Below are 17,206 nucleotides of genomic sequence, written 5' to 3'. Positions count from 1 at the left end.
CTTTCCTTTTACCGGCCTATCGCCAAAAGGCTAACCCCGCGACACGCCTGCGCTCTCGAATGTCGCCATTTCCTTCATGATCTTGCCTGCGGCATCGATCAAGTTAAAGGCAAGCACCGCGCCCGTTCCTTCGCCCAGGCGCATATCCATCTGCAGCATCGCTGCGAGGCCCACCGCTTCGAGCAGCTTCGCATGTCCCTGCTCCTGCGATAAGTGCGAGGCGAGCATATAGGACGCGCTTAGCGGTGCTATTCGGCTCGCCACAAGTGCAGCTGCCGACGAGATGAAGCCGTCGACCACCACCGGACAGCGATTCTTCGCTGCGCCCAGAATCACGCCAACAAGTCCGGCGATCTCTAGTCCCCCGACCTTCATCAACACATCGAACGCATACTCATCGCTTGATCTATTCACCTCACCTACACGAAGCTCATTCACATCCAGCGCCTTATTCACAACCGATTGCTTATGGAGCCATCTTTCATCATCAATGCCCGTTCCACGGCCAACAGCAATGCTGGCATCCAAGCCCGTCAAAGCGCACAGAATCGCTGCGCTGGCCGTTGTATTGCCAATCCCCATCTCTCCCATAGCAAAGAGTCGATAGCCCTTTTCCACCAACTCATCTACAACTTCCACACCAGCTTGTATGGCCTGCACAGTCTCATCCAACGTTAATGCCGCTTCACGCGCCATATTACGTGTCCCTTTTCTTACTTTACGAGCGACGAGATTAGGATGCTCCAGATCAGCATTAACCCCCATATCGACACAGATAACTTCAGCACCGGCGTGTCTGGCAAGAACGTTGACAGCAGCTCCTCCATATAGGAAATTAAGTACCATTTGAGGCGTTACTTCCGCTGGATATGCACTAATCCCTTCTTCACATACGCCGTGATCTCCGGCCATTACGATGACCGCTTTTTTATCAAAAACCGGCATCATTTCGCCCGTAATTCCGGCAACCTGACGCGCAATATCTTCCAGTTTCCCTAGACTTCCTTGCGGTTTCGTCAATTGATTCAAATGCTCATTCGCTTGGTTCACCACATCTTGATGAACAGGCTTAATGCTATCTATAATCGCTTGCAACTTTTCCATGACTGTGTCCTCCGATAGCTCAACTATTTTCCTGGCTGTAATAAAATTTGCGGCGCATCGTTAACAGGGTGCTGCAGGACAATCGGTTCAGTTCCATAAACTTCGCTGATTAATCTGCTGGTAATGATTTCATCAGGTGTTCCTATCGCTGCAAGCTCGCCATTATGTACAACCATTAATCGCGTGCAGTACTGCGCAGCCAAATTCAAGTCATGCAGGACAGCCACAACCGTCAACTCGGATTCTCTCTGCCATTCCTTAATGTAGTCCATCATCTGTACTTGATATCCGATATCCAGGAACGTAGTTGGTTCATCCAGCACAAGCAGCCTTGGCTGCTGCGCCATCACTTTAGCAAGCGCGACACGCTGCCGTTCACCGCCGCTGAGGCGCTCGATTGTTCGATCAATCAGCGGTTCTAAGTGCAGCTTCCGAACAATCCCATCAATTAAACCTTCCGCATCAGCCGACTCCTCACCAAGCCAATTCTGAAAAGGATATCTGCCCATTTCCACCACTTCACGGACCGTAAAGCCTACTGGAGGCAAAGCATCCTGCTGGAGGACAGCAAGCCATCTAGCCAGCTCTTTCCGTGAGTAAGAAGATACTAATCGGCCATCGAGGTCAACACTTCCGTTTTTAACAGGATCAATCCCTGATATTAGACGGAGTAGCGTTGACTTACCGCTACCGTTTGGCCCAATAATGCCAAAAAATTCACCTTGCTTGATCTCAAAGCTGATGTTCTCCAGCACTTGTTGTTCCCGAAAGCTTTGGGAAAGGTGCTCCACTTTAATCATCTTGATCAACCTCTTAACGTTTTCTTATCCTTGTGGAGCAAATAAGCAAAAAATGGCGCACCCAGAAATGCCGTGATGACCCCAAGTGGAATTTCGGTTGGACTCAGCAGGGTTCGGGCAAGAGTATCTGCCCAGAGGACATAAATGCCGCCACCAATTGCGGACAATGGAATAATCAACCGATAATCCGGACCTACTAATAGTCGCACTAAATGCGGCACGATGAGCCCGACAAAGCCGATTACACCTGCAACGGATACCGCAGCGGCAGTAAGGAATGTAGCTACAATAAGTACAATCAGCTTCGTACGCTCTACATTAACACCGAGATGTGACGCCTGTCGCTCACCCAAAGCTAGTAAATTTAACGACCTTGCATAGCTAAGGAGCACGACAAAACCGATAATTAAATAGGGTGCAATAATATATGTGTACGACCAACCGCGCATGGCCAAGCTGCCCATTAGCCAAAAAATAATTTCATTAATGACTTGTTTAGAAATAGAAACCATGAATGATACGATTGCCCCTAGAAATGCCTGCATGACCACGCCTGATAAAATAAGCGTCTCCATCTTCAGCTTCCCTTCGATCTGGGCCAGCTTTAGAACCAGAAATAAAGAAATAAGTCCCGTTACGAAGGCAACAATAGGGATCGACCATTGCCCAAACCACGCCACTTCCAGTCCAAAATAGATTAAAAATGCGGCTCCTACAGAAGCCCCCGAGGATACACCGAGTGCATAAGGATCCGCAAGCGGATTGCGCAGCACACCTTGAAAAGCTGCTCCTGCGATTGAGAGTGAGGCCCCTACAAGAATCCCTAGTAATACACGGGGAAATCGTACTTTATTGATGATTTGTTCCGACGATTGCGGCCAAGTGGCATGGATATGATCTCCCAGCCAAGGGATATGCTTGGCGAGAATACTGGCGATTTGCAGTACAGGTAGATTAGCGGTGCCCAGCGACAAGCTCGCCACAATAGAAAGAAGAAGGAGTATAACCCCTACTCCTCCCCATAGCATTAATTTTCTTTTCATTTTATTTCACCAGTTCGGGATAAATGCCTTTCGCCATTTCAAGCAGTCCATCGGTCATTCTTGGACCGGGACGACTGAGCATGTTCTGGTCGAGGCCAATCACCTGCTTGTTCTTCACAGCATCAATCGCATCCCAACCGCTCCGTGTACGGATAATTTCATCTAGTGGTTTCTTGCTCTTACTATCGACTACCCCATTGGCAAACAGAATCACACTTGGGTTTTGTTGAATAATTTTCTCTTCACTTATTTGATACCAGCCTTTACCGTCACCTGCAACGTTAATCCCGCCAGCAAGCTTGATCAATTCATCCATGTATTCGCCACTGCCCACTGTCCATCCCGGGGCAAATTCAATGTATACCTTTTTCTTGTTCTCTTGCTTGACGTCTTTCACCGCATTGACAACCTTTTGACGGTCCGCTTTCATCTTAGCAACCACTTTTTCCGCTTGCTCCTGATGATCTGTAATCAATCCGTAGGTTTGAATGTTAGCAATGGCATCATCCAAGGTTTTCGGCTCCACTTTAAACACGTTAATATTCAAAGCACGCAGATTTTCTACCGTATCGGATTTCATTGAAACCCCAGTAAACACAACATTTGCGTTAGATGCGATCACTGCTTCTTGGTTAGGTTTTGTTATGCTGCCAAGCTTTGGTTTTGTTTTAGCCGCTTCTGGATAATCATCATAATCAGATACACCAACAATATTAGCCTCAAGCCCAATCGCAAAAAGAGCTTCAGTTTCCGCCGGGGACACGGATGCAATACGCTCAGGCGCTTTATCAAATGTAAACTCCTTGCCCGTAGCATCCTTTATTTTCAATGGATAAACCGTCTTTTTGGCTGCTGTTGATGGTGACGTCGTTGCAGCAGGAGCTTTCGTCCCCTCTCCGCCAAGCTTAGACGGATTAGAGATCTCCGTTTCCTTTTTACCGCAAGCTGCGAGACTGATTGCTGTTACTAAAGCTACTGTAAGAATAAATGCTTTTTTTACTGAATTCCTTTTCATCTTGTAAAACCCTCTCTCTAAACAATTTATGTCGATTGACCCTAACAAAAAAGCCCCTTTGTTCTCGAAGGAACAAAGGGGACGATAAATCGCGGCGCTCAGCAACCCTGGGATTGCTTCCTGATTTAACGCGATCCTTTTCCTCGAAGGATGTCGTAAACGGCACCATGGGCAGGTATCCTGACTCTCCTGGCAACTCATGCCTGGATTACAGTGGCGGGACCGCGCCGGACTTCAACCGGCTTCCCTTTTAAGTGGCAACCTCTTCATAATGAGCTTACCAGCACCTATGGCTGCATATTTTACTATCAATCTATTTGTCGATTATAGACTTCTTGTTACTTTTGTGCAATTACTTTGAGCACTTGCTTCGACTCATTCAGCTTCGGAGCATTTTGAGGAATGAAAGCCACCAAGCCTTTCCCTTCAAAACCTTGCTCTTTCATCCATTTGTTTCCTGCAAGCGGAATACCATATAGATGCTTTTCAGCAGGCTTGCCCTCTTCAGCTATTTGAATAACGCCATCCGGATAATCTTCCGGTTTGATCGTATCATCCAAAGAAACGAAACCAGCTTGATTACTTAGTGATTTGAATTGGTCTTCGGCAAGAATGAAGATGCCGTTGCCTCCTGCGGCCAATTCCACAATCATTTTTTCCAGAGAGAATATAGGCGATGTATTGACTTTGACTGTAGGAACCTCGCCCACCTTGGATTTCAAACCACTCTCCAGCTTGTCCCCCGCTTCACTTGGAAAACCATTAGAACCCATAATAAATATAGATACATCCGGCTTTGGCCCGCCGCAACCCGTAAGCATTACCATAAGCCCCACCATCATAACCAACAGCCATTTCACTTTCATGTTGTGAGCGTACCTCCGTTTGTTATCTGAATCTATCGATAGTCGCGAGAAAAGTCGGTTTTCACCGACTTTTTTTCCCATTATGCATATATTCATTTATTTTTTGGTCTAGGATTGTGCTCAATTCAACAACGGAATCAGATGTCATTTCTTTCCCATCAAAAACCATTTGTTCTAACTTGCGTCGCAGAGAATGAATCTCTTCTTCTAATAAGGTAAGGGAGTTTTGCTTCTTCGCACGCTTGGTCAACCAACGTTGTCCGAAATCTTGTTCACGAATTTGAAAATGTTTTTGATAGGTTGATAGTTGATATTCCAAAAAAGCCATGCTCATCCCTCCTTACTATAAGAATACCAGTTTTCATCAATAATGAACATATTTATTTACGTTATTCTTTACAATTTCCTCATAAAATTCCCAATTCTCTCTAATGCTTCATTTAGTTGAGAAACACTATAGGCATACGAACAACGTAAGAAGCCTTCTCCACCTAAACCAAACACATCTCCAGGCACGGCAGCAACCTTTGACTCAAATAATAGCCGCTGAGCAAACTCTTCTGAAGTTAATCCTGTTGCAACAATACTTGGAAATGCATAGAAAGCGCCTTGAGGCTCATGGCATTCGAGACCAATATCTCGGAATCCTTTTACAATTAGACGTCTGCGCTGGTTATAGGACTCGATCATCCGATCTTTTTCTTCCATGCCATTCGTCAACGCCTCGTGAGCAGCAACTTGACCCATGACCGGTGCGCACATTACGGTATATTGATGAATTTTGGTCATCGCCGAAATCAGCTCCTGGTGACCGCAAGCATATCCCATCCGCCAGCCTGTCATGGCAAAAGCTTTGGAGAACCCGCTAACCAAAATTGTCCGGTCTTTCATGCCAGGAATAGCCGCGAAGCTCACGTGCTTCTGACCATAAGTCAGCTCCGCATATATTTCATCGGAAATGACAATAAGATCGTTCTCTTCAATGACTTTAGCAATCGGAAGCCAATCCTCATACGTCATAATACCGCCTGTTGGATTGCTAGGATAGCAGAGAATTAATATTTTGGAGCGTGGCGTAATCGCGTCGCGAAGTGCTTTTTCAGTCAGCTTGAACTGGTCCTTCGCGAAGGTCTCAATCCCAACAGCTACGCCGCCGCTTATGCTCGTAATTGGGGAATACGAAATATAACAAGGCTCAGGTATAAGAATCTCGTCGCCCGGCGTTATCAAAGCTCGGAGAGCTAAGTCAATCGCTTCACTGCCGCCAACCGTAACAAGGACTTCATTCGATGGCTCATATTTCACTTTAAAGGACGTATGAAGATAATCGGCAATCGCTTCACGAAGCTCAGGTATACCTGAGTTTGGCGTGTATTTCGTTCTACCGCGTTCCAAGGAATGCACAGCTGCTTCGCGGACATGCCAAGGCGTTGAGAAATCCGGTTCCCCTACACCAAGCGAAATAATATCTTCCTTGCTGTTACTCACCAAATCAAAAAACTTCCGAATACCTGAAGGCTTCATTTCACGTACGGCAGGAGCGAGGTAGTCCTTCATCGATTTTACCTTATTCTGCTGGATCGTTATCTCATCTTTGATCATGGCGTTCCCTCTTCTTTACGGCGAAACGAGCATTCGGTGATCATCTTCCTGATCCTCGAATATAATGCCGTCTTGTTTGTATTTTTTTAATATAAAATTCGTCTTTGTTGAAAGTACACGATCAATCGGCGAAAGCTTGTTGGACACGAAAGAAGCAACTTGTTTGAGGGAACTGCCCTCAATTTCTACAAGTAAATCATAAGCGCCAGACATAAGATAAACCGATTTGACTTCTGGATATAAATAGATCCGTTCCGCGATAGCATCAAACCCGTGCCCGCGTTCCGGCGTAATTTGCACTTCAATTAGGGCGGTAACCTTTTCGTCATCCACTTTACTCCAGTTCACTACTGTCGCATATTTGACGATGACCTTATCCGCTTCCATCTCGCTTATCGCTCGCGCCACCTCGGCCTCCGCCGTTCCTAGCATAGTGGCGATCAAGTCCGCACTCCTGCGGGCATCTTCCTTCAGTAGTTCGAGAATTTTTAGCTTCAAAGCATCCATGGTTAAACCTACCTTCCTGAAATCTGATTCGTTCATCCTTCAATCTTACAATGAATTGCTGTCCTAATTCAATTACTGAGCTTGTTTTAGAGCGGAATATTTTTGTATAACCGAATTTTCCACCCACAAATAGGAAAAAGGCCACCCGGATCTCCGAATAGCCCCCTCCTACAAGTAATCATCAGGATTGGCCGTGAGCCAAACTAACCTTCGATTCGGCTTGCAACAATTTGTTCATCATGGTTTCAATTTCACGATGCTCATACGTAGGACGCACATGGACATGACATTCTCCCGCCATACAACCGATTCCGACAAGTTTATTCTCATCATAAACCGAAATAACATGCTCCGATTGAAAATCGTTCCAATTCACAATGGCTTGAGCTCCAAATGTTATGCATTCTTCTGTATATGTCTGTATAAATTCCTGGAATTGACCTTCTTCAGGAAGCGCATTAATATAGGCTAATTTCACTGTATTTCCACCTTTCATCCCAAACCATCTCATACTTATAATTATACTCAATTATGAATTTTTATTCAATGATCTTTTGTTATCTTTTTTGTTAAAAAATAATGAAGAACGGCCCATCCGAATCCTTTGGATCCGGTGGGCCGCTTTATATTTATTAAACTTATTCATGAATTTAATCAAAAATGTCCATACTCAAATATCTTTCGCCCGTATCCGGTGCAATGCAGAGCACTCTCTTGCCCGCTCCAAGCTTACGGGCTATCTGCATACCTGTCCACACCGAGGCTCCGGCCGAAGGTCCTACTAGAATGCCTTCCTTGCTGGCCAGATCTTTCATGGTTCGGATTGCATCATCATCAGTCACCTGCACGATCTGATCGTATATGCTGGTATTCAGAATTGCGGGTACGAACCCTGGACTCGTTCCAACAAGTTTATGCGGTCCAGGGTTTCCTCCAGAAAGAACCGGTGAACCCTTCGGCTCTACCACGTAGATCTGGATATCCGGCAGCTTTTCCCGGAGCACCTCGCCTGTTCCAGTAATCGTTCCTCCCGTGCCTGATGTTGCTACGAATGCATCCAGACGCCCGTCCATTTGCTCCAGAATTTCCGGAGCCGTTGTCGTCCGATGAATGCTTGGATTCGCCGGATTCTCGAACTGTTGTGGGATATAGCTGCCAGGTATCTGATCGCGCAGCTCCTTCGCTTTCTCAATCGCTCCCGGCATCCGCAGCGCGGCGGGAGTGAGTACGACCTCTGCGCCATAGGCCTTGAGCAAATTAATCCGTTCTTTGGTCATGTTGTCCGGCATGATCAGAATGGCCTTGTAGCCTCTGGCTGCCGCATTCATGGCAAGTCCAATGCCAGTATTACCGCTCGTCGGCTCGATAATCGTAGCGCCAGGACGAAGCAGCCCGTCTTTCTCCGCCTGCTCGATTAAATTGAACGCAGCGCGGTCTTTTACACTGCCGCTTGGATTGAAATATTCAAGCTTCACGTAGAGCTCCGCATCATTCGAACCTACCAACCGGTTAATCCGCACGGCCGGTGTATCACCTATCAGGTCTGTGATGCTATTCACCATTTTTTTATGTGTCAAGGGTTACCCCACCTCTTCCCAATAAAACAATCTATACCCACATTTTTATCGGGAACCGCGAAAGATGTCAAGTTCTAATTACCGTTAACTGCTTCTTCATAAAGTACCAGCTGACTAGAGATGAACTGCCAATGATTAATAACAGTACGTTTATTACAAGCGGGGCCGTGCTCCACGAAATGACACAAATGAATAGGAGCACACCGCAAACACGCCCCACATTGAGTGAAAGCTCACGAAGAACAACATACTCCTCCCGCTGCTTAGCGCTGGCTTCATTTGAACCAATTAGATCGAATACAGCCGACACCATAGGCACTGAATACATCGGAAAAAAGAGCGAAGCTCCTATGCCGAAAATAAGTAAAGTGCTATACCCCATTTTCCAGAAAAAAGGAATAATAACGGCTACGATCATAGCAGCGCCAATCAACATACTGATCTTGCGAAAACGCGGCTTAATAAATCGTCCCGCCGCCCAGAAACTCACTAATGATACCGCAGAAGTAATCAGTACAAAACTCCCTAAGCTCGCTTCACTTGATGTGGATATGTAGACGAGAAGTCCAATCATGAAACCAAAGACACCCTCTCGAACTCCTTGAAATACCAAAGCTAGGCATACACGCTTCCAAGGGGTTTCAGCTTGCCTTAGACAACGAAAGGGAAACAACCATTCGTAGGTACCTTGCACTTTCCGTTTTTTCAAAAAGAAACTGATAATCACGCCTAACAAATAGATACCTAACGAAATGGAAAAAATTAACCGATACCCAGCCCCATCTCCCAGACTCACAATTAGTAAACCTGAGATCCATGGTGCGATTATTCCTGCGCCAGAACCCAATAGCCCTACCCAACCATTGAACCGATCTCGATTATCGGGGTCCGTCACTTCAAAATAAACAACATTAAAAGCAACCCAGAATAAGCCAGCTGAAATCCCCTGTACCATCCCTAACCAGACAAAATAGTGAAAGCTGCTTGCTCCAAGCCACAATACCAGCATATAAAAGCCCGCTGAAAATGCTACCCCGAGCCGTAAGCAGTTCATTTTATTGTGTTCCTTCACCCATTTCCCAGCCAACCAAAAGGTAAGCGCCATTGTTAAATGCGTTGTTAACGTAAACCAACCGATTAAAGCGTAGTCATTTTTGGCCTTCCACAAATACACACCAACGAAAGTTCCCGACAGAGCATTTGCACTGCCAAATAACGAGTGAACAATCAGTAAAAGAATCGCCTGGGCATCTAGCCGACCTTTCTTCTGCGAACCCTTAATTTCGACGGCTCCACTTCCACGGTCTTCAAAATAATTAGCTTTACTGCCATCCTTTGCCCTACCTTTTTGAACAAACGGCTTACTCTGATCCTTTTGCATACTCCTCCTCACCTTTCCCCACTGATCGAAATAGCTCTTGTTAAGCTTCCCCAATCGAGTGAAAATATGAGGCTGGGCATATAAAAAAACCGAATCCATATAGGACTCGGTTCCACCGCTACTCCGATTTGATACGTTCAACCATGAGCAGTCGATCTGTATCCGATAAGATTTTCTCCACCTTAAAGCAAGACGGACATACAAAGACATTCGAAGTAAAGGGACCTGTTAGGAAAGCACTTCCTAACGTTTTGGGAATGACAGGAGTGAAAGAGGAGCCACTCGTGACCTCAGTACCTGCAAACAACAACAGTTCATGACAGCTTGAGCACTCTGGAGCCTCTTCTTGTTCGTCAGTAATGTGTTGAACTTTTTCTCCGTATTTATCGAGAGGTTCATCCGAATCATCCCAAGCTAATGACAAATCTTCATCCGTATCAGCATATTCTTGTTCATCAAAGCGAAGCGGTTGACCTGTTTGTTTCACCTTTAAATCTATGCTCCTATAATCTTTCAGTTCATTAAAACAGTGTGGACATTCGTCCTCAGGTCCAATTTCCGGATCCCAAACGATCTCTGTTTGGCACCATGGACAAACTATTTCTTCATTGCTACTCATTACGTAATCCTCCAACCTAATGCATTCATGCATATTTCAATAAATAATAAACCCCTGCCGCCATAAATACAAATGCAATGGCAAACAAAGTGCCCCACAGGTATTTCATTGTTCATGCCTCCAAGATTATGTATGATTCTAAGTTACACAAGCTCCGACCACATAGGAAAGGGAGACAGATAGCGTCAAAGACAAGAAACCTACAGCGCGGTTATCTTTTTTGATTTCTTCATCGATTTTGAAATAAGGCGTCAAGAATTCAAAAATGAAGTAGGCAGCCAGCAAAAGCAAGAATCCGTACCCTGCCCAGATGAGGGAATGAATCATCGTGTCATTGTTTAGGATAGCGAATCGGAACAGATTACAAATCCCAAAAATCTTCCCACCTGTAGCCATTGCTACAGATAAGTTGCCTTTTTTGATCTCAGCCCAGTCATCATATTTGGTGACCATTTCAAAAATCGTTAGAAATACAACAAGCGCGATTACAGCAACTGCAAAAAAGGCAAGCGTCGATAAATACGGGTTACTTAGCAATACATCCACCTCTTCGTTCATATCGTCTCCTGCCTTCCTTCGCGAAAGATAGAAGAGACTGAGTTTGACTCAGTCTCTCGCAGGTACTATTAGTATAGCATTAGGATTGTTTTTTTTCAGCAAGCTTTGCTCTCATAGCTGCTAATTCGTCATCAATTCCGCTGCTGCTTCCGCCCAGTTTGTCAAGCTCATCATCTAAGCTGCGGTTTTTAGCACGGATTTCACCGCTTGCTTGCGCTTCAGCTTCCATTTGAAGTACTTTCTCGCTCATACGGTCAAAACCTTTAGCTGCATTGTCCGTACCAAAACCAGACATCGCTTGATTGATTTGTTTTTGAGCTTTCGCTGTTTCAGCACGAGCAATCAACAAATCCTTCTTGTTTTTCATTTTGTTGAACTCGTCTTTCATTTCCGTCAATTGGCTGCGAAGTTGATCAGCATTCGTTTTCGCAAGATCATATTGGCGTTTCAATTCATCGTAACGTCCTTGGTGCTCTTTCTTGTCTTCCAAAGCGCGGCGAGCCAGGTCTTCATTACCTGATTCAAGAGCTTTCATAGCTTGCTCAGTACGCTTAGTGACCATCTCTTCGGATTCCTCAAACTGAAGCTTGAATTTCTTCTCAATTGCGATCTGCTTAGCTACTGCAGCCTCAGCCTCCATGATATCTTCTTCCATGTCACGCAGAAACTGATTTAACATCTTAATAGGATCTTCTGCTTTGTCCAGCAAGTCATTTACCGAAGCCATTGTCATATCACGAAGTCTTTTAAAAATTCCCATTTTTGAATTCCTCCTAAGGTTTAAAAACATGTATTTTAAAATTTGGGTATTACGAATGCTTATTTTTTTAATCACCGGTGCTTACACATATTACATACGCAGTCCCAAAGAATGAGTTTCAAAAAGATGAAAAAAATTAAAAGTTATTTCAATTCGACGATTGTAACTCCTGCTCCGCCTTCGTTGTAATTCCCCATTCGGTAACTCTTCACATGCTTATGACGGCGCAAGTATTCCTGCATGCCAGTACGCAGCACGCCTGTTCCTTTACCATGAATTAAGTAAACTTGCCCCAGGTTGCCCAAGAAAGATTCATCCAGGAATCGATCAGCCTCTATCAGGGCGTCCTCCATGTTGAGACCGCGCATATCCAGTTCCATCCGGATGTTATCATCTCGTGTTCTTTTAACGGTTGTAGCTACCTGATGAGCTGGCTTTTTCTGAGCCGTGCTGCCGATCTTCTCGAGATTTGACAACTCGACCTTCATTTTCATAATTCCCAACTGCACCGTTGCTTCTGTGGCACTAACAATCTCTACGACGTGACCCTTCTGACCCAGGGTCACAACACGCACTTCATCCCCGGCCTCGATTCTCTCAGGCCGCTTCTTCGCCGCGCGAACCTGCTTCTCGCGCAGTTCCGGCGCCGCCTGATCGAGGCGGCGCTTCGCTTCTACCAACCGGTGATCCTTGACTCCACCGGCTTCCTCCTGCGCCATGCGCCGCAGCTCGGTGATGATTTCATCCGCCTCGCGGCGCGCCTTGGCGACAGCCTCACGCGCGTCGCGCTCGGCCTTCTCGAGCAGCTTATCGCGCTGCTCATCGAACTTGGCCTGCTGAGCCTCTAACGTTAGGCGCATCTCTTCCGCCTCTCGTCGCATCCTCTCAGCGCTTTGGCGCTCAGCTTCCGCGATCAGGCGATTCTCCTCAAGCGACGCGATCATTGATTCGACGCGCTTATCCTCCTCGCCCACCTGCGTACGTGCATGCTCAATAATGCGCTTAGATAAGCCCAGACGCTCTGCAATGGCAAACGCATTACTTCGACCAGGAACACCTACAAGTAAGCGGTAAGTCGGACTTAGTGTTTGGATATCAAATTCCATACTTGCGTTAATGGTGCCTTGCTTTTGATAGGCATAAGCCTTTAACTCCGAATAGTGCGTCGTTGCAATGATTCGGCAACCGATTTGATGAATATAATCCAAAATGGAAATCGCTAAAGCCGAACCCTCAGCAGGATCGGTACCCGCTCCAAGTTCATCAAGCAAAACCAAACTCTTTGGTGTCATATCTCTTAAAATGCTTATGATATTCGTCATATGACTCGAAAAAGTACTTAAATTCTGCTCGATGCTCTGCTCATCACCAATATCCGCATAAATCGCGTCGAACACACATAACTGACTGCCTTCCTCAGCAGGTACGAAAAGCCCTGACATCGCCATTAAACTAAGGAGTCCCACTGTTTTGAGGGAGACAGTTTTACCTCCTGTATTAGGCCCAGTTACAATGATTTGTGAGAAATCATTGCCCAACTCCAAATCAAGCGGCACAACGGAATCTGCCGCGATAAGGGGATGCCTTCCTCGCTTTATTTTAATGAAGCCTCGATCATTTAATCTAGGCATTGTAGCTTTCAGTTCCCTAGCTAGACCAGCTTTAGCAAAAATAAAATCAAGCTCAGCCAACTGATCCACATCCAGCACAAGCAACTCCACTTGTTCAGCAACGAGCTCAGTCAGTGCTCGTAAAATTTTCTCAATCTCAACTTCTTCCTTAAACTTTAATTCACGAATTTTGTTATTTAATTGAACAATAGCATCTGGCTCAATATATAGCGTCGCACCCGAAGCTGACTGATCATGAATCATCCCGCCAAAGCTGGATCGATATTCCGATTTAACCGGGATTACAAAACGGTCATTCCGAATAGTGATCAATACGTCCTGCAACATTTTCTGAACAGATGAATTGCGAAGCATTTGCTCTAACCTCTCGCGGACCCTTGCTTCACCTGTGCGTAGTTCGCTTCGCACACGTCCCAGTTCAGGGCTCGCACCGTCAACAACAATAGCGTTCTCATCAATACAGCTATTAATCTTATCTTCTAATGGCTTATTTTCTGTGAGTAATTCAACCTGCCCTTTGAGCATCGGAATCGCGTATTCTTCATGAACCGCAAGAACAAATCGCTTCAACCTGCGAGTGCCGAACATCGTCGTCGAAATATCGAGAAGTTCCATAGGATTTAACATCCCGCCAATTCTAACCCTGTGCAAGGAAGATCTAATATCACGAATCCCACCAAAGGGGGCATTCCCCTTCAATCGCTCTACATTAACAGCCTCATCAGTTGCTTGAAGCCGAAGCTTGACGAGTTCAAAATCACCCTTAGGTTCAAGCTTTTCCACGGCATCCTTACCAAGCGACGTAGACGCATGATGAGCTAGTTTATGTAAAATCTTCTGATAATCTAATGTTTTAATTATTTTCTTATTCAACTATCCCAACCTCATTTCTCTACCCTATATTATAAACCAAAACAAGCCTGATTAGCTACGGAGACAATCGTTATATGGAAGATGCTGCCTACCATAATATTCCCCCCATTTGGATACACTAAGCTGTGCACCTATCCACCTGCCAAAAGGAATTTGTAAGACTTAGACACACCAAGCATTGTTTGCAAAAAATCACTTCTTGTCATGAGAACTTATTCTCATCACAAAAAGAAGGAGGTTCACGAGATGCATCTTCTCGGACATCTGGTAAGGTTTATTGTTTCTGCTTTGGTTTTAATGTTTGTCAGCTGGTTAGTTCCAGGGTTTAAAGTCGGCGGTTTCTGGAGCGCATTTTTTCTAGCTCTGGTCATTGCTGTTGCTGCTTGGATCATTGAAGGGATCTTCGGCAAACAAATCACTCCCTTTGGCAGGGGAATCGTAGGCTTTCTGGTGAGTGCTCTTGTCATTTGGGCCGCCCAGTTTGTAGTGAGTAATGTATCTACGAGCTTAATAGGTGCCATTTTAGCTGCTTTAGTCATTGGAATCATCGACCTATTCATCCCTGTGAAAACTCCCTTTGAACAAGGGATCACAGGAAGAGAAGATCGTCGATAAAAACCTATCCGTTTCGATAACTGATATCCATGCTAAAGCCAAAAAAAGATCGGTCTGCCGCGTATTCACTCGCCGGACCGATCTTTTCTTTTAACCATTTCTTTCACGAGTTTGTCACTGTTTTTTTTGAAGAGGTCGTGTACAATGATGAGGGAAACCAATACAATTTCGGAGGGATATACATGAAGAAATTACTCGTTCTTTTTATGGGAATAGTCCTAGTCATTGCGATAGCCGCATGTGGAAACAAAGATACAAAATCAGCACAATCCTCTACATCTCCCGCCGCTACTACACAAGCTGCAGGCCAGCAAGTTTTATTGAAAGCCACTAATTTCAAATTTGACCAATCCGAATATCGGGTCAAAAAAGGTGAGCCCGTTACAATTACGCTTGAAAATTCTCAAGGCGTTCATGGTGCATCCATTAAAGAATTCAAAATAAACCTCGATAACAGCAACAAAACAGTTACCTTTACGCCAGATAAAGCGGGTTCTTTCCCAATTAACTGTTCCATCATGTGCGGCAGCGGTCACGCTAATATGAAAACAACTTTGATTGTTGAATAATTTAAGTTAATCAGCTATTCATAAGACCTTATCGCGGCAATAATGCGGTAAGGCTTTTTTATATTTGGATAATGATGTAGAATTTCCTCTGATTTCACTTCAAACTTTCACCGCGTACTCATTGAAGCAGGTTCATTCATGCTTTTTATAGGTGACAACAACGTTACTTACGTTAAAGAACTTGACAATACCTTAAATAGACAGGGTACAAATAAACGGATAAGAAAGCATCCATCCACTTTCTAAACAAAACATCCTCAACATACTTTATGTTCTTGGAATTTGTGAACATATACGTACAGAAGTTGGCGTTGATCTTTCGAGAGTTAAAAATTGCATGCTTTCTTGTATTTTGGTTGGACTCTACTTTTTGTTTGCGAATTCTGCCCGTACCTGAACCCATGCGTGAGTATTGCTTATATAAAGCTAGTTGCAGCTTCTCCAGCATCAACTTAGCAGTTCGATAATTTACTCCAAGCAAGCTCGCAAACGCTGCAATTGAATAAGTTTCATCATCTTGGATCAATGCTCGTATAGCTTTGAACCAAAGCATCAAGGAAAGCTTAGATTTATGCATAACCGTCCCAGCCGTTAATGAAATTTGCGTACGGCATTCTTTACACTCCAATAAAGAGTCTTAATTATATAAAATAAATGATAACCACAACTCGGGCAACAAAACCCACCCGCCCACCGTCTTTTCGTCAAAAATCTTACACAATCTTCCTCCGTCTTGAAAGTGTCATCCAACGATTCAAATAAATATGTATCCATGAAGTGACCCCTCTCAATTATAATACCGTCCTGGATAATTCCCTATATTTGTATTATACAGAACATTTGTTTGCATGTAAAGTAGTTTATGCTTCTGATATTAATATCAATGAATATTCATTTTCTGTAGTATCTACAATGTATAAAATCAACTATCGACTAATCAATATCAATAATTTGAAGTTATCTTTTTGGAACTTTTGCAAGCCGTAATACCGCTCTCATCTCCGTCAGGGGACAAGAATATTTTAAGGCTTCGGCAATGTTTTTTTGATAATTGTAGATACCACAGAAAGCGTAAATTTAGAAGTTATCTGTTCGATGCCTCATTTATGGAGTAATGCTTGCGATGCTCGCTAAAGATATTGGTTGGGGTTGGGGTTACGGTTGGGGTTGCGGGTTGCGGTTGTTAATTTGGTTGAGGTTGTGGTGCCGCAGTCATTGTTGGTGTGATTTTGGTGTTATTATCGGGTTGTCGTTGTGGTTGGGGTGATTGTGGTGTCGTTATCGTTGTGGTGATTGTGGTGTCGCTGTCATTGTCGATGTGTTTTTGGTGTTATTATCGGGTTGTCGTTGTGGTTGGGGTGATTGTGGTGTCGTTGTCATTGCCGGTGTGTTTTTGGTGTTATTGCCGGGTTGTCGTTGTCGTTGTGGTGATTGTGGTGTCTTGTCATTGTCGGTGTATTTTTGGTGTTATTGCCGGGTTGTCGTTGTCGTTGCCGTTGTCGTTGTGGTTGTGGTTGTGTCACTGTCATTGTCCGTGTGTTTTTGGTGTTATTATCGGGTTGTCGTTGTGGTTGTGGTGATTGTGGTGTCGTTGTCATTGCCGGTGTGTTTTTGGTGTTATTGCCGGGTTGTCGTTGTCGTTGTGGTGATTGTGGTGTCTTGTCATTGTCGGTGTATTTTTGGTGT

Annotated in this window: 20 protein-coding genes and 1 riboswitch; of the genes, 2 read left to right on the top strand and 18 right to left on the bottom strand. The window is 44.7% G+C overall.

Annotation, left to right across the window (positions count from 1 at the left end; genetic code table 11):
* Positions 1–30: 30 nt before the first annotated feature.
* From cobT to AC58U0_RS20650, 15 genes are all read right to left on the bottom strand, one after another.
* Positions 31–1,104 carry a nicotinate-nucleotide--dimethylbenzimidazole phosphoribosyltransferase gene (cobT, locus tag AC58U0_RS20720; protein WP_497380881.1) on the bottom strand — a complete coding sequence of 358 codons (1,074 nt, stop codon included), beginning with the start codon at positions 1,102–1,104 and terminating at the stop codon, positions 31–33.
* A gap of 23 nt (positions 1,105–1,127) precedes the next feature.
* Positions 1,128–1,904, bottom strand: a complete 777-nt coding sequence (locus tag AC58U0_RS20715; RefSeq protein WP_497380880.1) for an ABC transporter ATP-binding protein — start codon at positions 1,902–1,904, stop codon at positions 1,128–1,130.
* A 5-nt stretch (positions 1,905–1,909) separates the two neighbouring features.
* Positions 1,910–2,947: a FecCD family ABC transporter permease gene (locus tag AC58U0_RS20710; RefSeq protein WP_497380879.1), complete on the bottom strand. Its 1,038-nt coding sequence runs from the start codon at positions 2,945–2,947 to the stop codon at positions 1,910–1,912.
* A gap of 1 nt (position 2,948) precedes the next feature.
* On the bottom strand, positions 2,949–3,962 hold the full coding sequence (locus tag AC58U0_RS20705; RefSeq protein WP_497380878.1) for an ABC transporter substrate-binding protein: 1,014 nt from the start codon (positions 3,960–3,962) through the stop codon (positions 2,949–2,951).
* Between the two features lie 153 nt (positions 3,963–4,115).
* Positions 4,116–4,268: riboswitch (cobalamin riboswitch) on the bottom strand.
* Between the two features lie 32 nt (positions 4,269–4,300).
* Positions 4,301–4,828, bottom strand: coding sequence for a hypothetical protein (locus AC58U0_RS20700; protein WP_497380877.1), 528 nt, complete (start codon positions 4,826–4,828; stop codon positions 4,301–4,303).
* 61 nt (positions 4,829–4,889) lie between these two features.
* Entirely contained in the window at positions 4,890–5,156 is a 267-nt protein-coding gene (locus AC58U0_RS20695; RefSeq protein ID WP_497380876.1) for an aspartyl-phosphate phosphatase Spo0E family protein, read from the bottom strand.
* A gap of 68 nt (positions 5,157–5,224) precedes the next feature.
* Entirely contained in the window at positions 5,225–6,430 is a 1,206-nt protein-coding gene (locus AC58U0_RS20690; protein WP_497380875.1) for an aminotransferase class I/II-fold pyridoxal phosphate-dependent enzyme, read from the bottom strand.
* 15 nt (positions 6,431–6,445) lie between these two features.
* Positions 6,446–6,937 (bottom strand): Lrp/AsnC family transcriptional regulator, encoded by a 492-nt coding sequence (locus AC58U0_RS20685; RefSeq protein ID WP_047677420.1) that lies wholly within the window; start codon positions 6,935–6,937, stop codon positions 6,446–6,448.
* Positions 6,938–7,118: 181 nt separating this feature from the next.
* Positions 7,119–7,415, bottom strand: a complete 297-nt coding sequence (locus tag AC58U0_RS20680) for a hypothetical protein (protein WP_497380874.1) — start codon at positions 7,413–7,415, stop codon at positions 7,119–7,121.
* A 172-nt stretch (positions 7,416–7,587) separates the two neighbouring features.
* A complete protein-coding gene (gene cysK, locus AC58U0_RS20675; RefSeq protein WP_497381015.1) occupies positions 7,588–8,499 on the bottom strand; it encodes a cysteine synthase A in 912 nt (303 codons plus the stop codon).
* An 82-nt stretch (positions 8,500–8,581) separates the two neighbouring features.
* Positions 8,582–9,895 carry an MFS transporter gene (locus AC58U0_RS20670; protein WP_497380873.1) on the bottom strand — a complete coding sequence of 438 codons (1,314 nt, stop codon included), beginning with the start codon at positions 9,893–9,895 and terminating at the stop codon, positions 8,582–8,584.
* Positions 9,896–10,013: 118 nt separating this feature from the next.
* On the bottom strand, positions 10,014–10,514 hold the full coding sequence (locus tag AC58U0_RS20665; protein ID WP_497380872.1) for a hypothetical protein: 501 nt from the start codon (positions 10,512–10,514) through the stop codon (positions 10,014–10,016).
* 138 nt (positions 10,515–10,652) lie between these two features.
* Positions 10,653–11,072, bottom strand: a complete 420-nt coding sequence (locus tag AC58U0_RS20660) for a DUF350 domain-containing protein (protein WP_057304794.1) — start codon at positions 11,070–11,072, stop codon at positions 10,653–10,655.
* A gap of 79 nt (positions 11,073–11,151) precedes the next feature.
* Positions 11,152–11,832: a PspA/IM30 family protein gene (locus tag AC58U0_RS20655; RefSeq protein WP_057304793.1), complete on the bottom strand. Its 681-nt coding sequence runs from the start codon at positions 11,830–11,832 to the stop codon at positions 11,152–11,154.
* A gap of 143 nt (positions 11,833–11,975) precedes the next feature.
* Entirely contained in the window at positions 11,976–14,336 is a 2,361-nt protein-coding gene (locus AC58U0_RS20650) for an endonuclease MutS2 (protein ID WP_497380871.1), read from the bottom strand.
* Between the two features lie 246 nt (positions 14,337–14,582).
* Between AC58U0_RS20650 and AC58U0_RS20645 the strand changes: the two genes are divergently transcribed.
* Both AC58U0_RS20645 and AC58U0_RS20640 read left to right on the top strand, forming a co-directional pair.
* The gene (locus tag AC58U0_RS20645) at positions 14,583–14,951 is read left to right on the top strand and encodes a phage holin family protein (protein WP_060648038.1); all 369 of its coding nucleotides are present in this window, start codon (positions 14,583–14,585) and stop codon (positions 14,949–14,951) included.
* 182 nt (positions 14,952–15,133) lie between these two features.
* A complete protein-coding gene (locus AC58U0_RS20640) occupies positions 15,134–15,520 on the top strand; it encodes a cupredoxin domain-containing protein (protein ID WP_497380870.1) in 387 nt (128 codons plus the stop codon).
* 172 nt (positions 15,521–15,692) lie between these two features.
* On the opposite strand, the gene AC58U0_RS20635 is transcribed toward AC58U0_RS20640, so the two are convergent.
* The 3 genes from AC58U0_RS20635 to AC58U0_RS20625 all read right to left on the bottom strand — a co-directional run.
* Entirely contained in the window at positions 15,693–16,097 is a 405-nt protein-coding gene (locus tag AC58U0_RS20635) for a hypothetical protein (protein ID WP_497380869.1), read from the bottom strand.
* A 14-nt stretch (positions 16,098–16,111) separates the two neighbouring features.
* The gene (locus tag AC58U0_RS20630) at positions 16,112–16,294 is read right to left on the bottom strand and encodes a transposase family protein (RefSeq protein ID WP_497380868.1); all 183 of its coding nucleotides are present in this window, start codon (positions 16,292–16,294) and stop codon (positions 16,112–16,114) included.
* A 602-nt stretch (positions 16,295–16,896) separates the two neighbouring features.
* A partial coding sequence (locus AC58U0_RS20625) for a hypothetical protein (RefSeq protein ID WP_497380867.1) occupies positions 16,897–17,206 on the bottom strand: 310 nt, incomplete at its 5' end.

The sequence above is a fragment of the Paenibacillus sp. J31P190 genome (assembly GCF_059692075.1).
The sequence above is the reverse complement of the archived record's forward strand: the minus strand, read 5'-3'. Positions and strand labels throughout refer to the sequence as shown.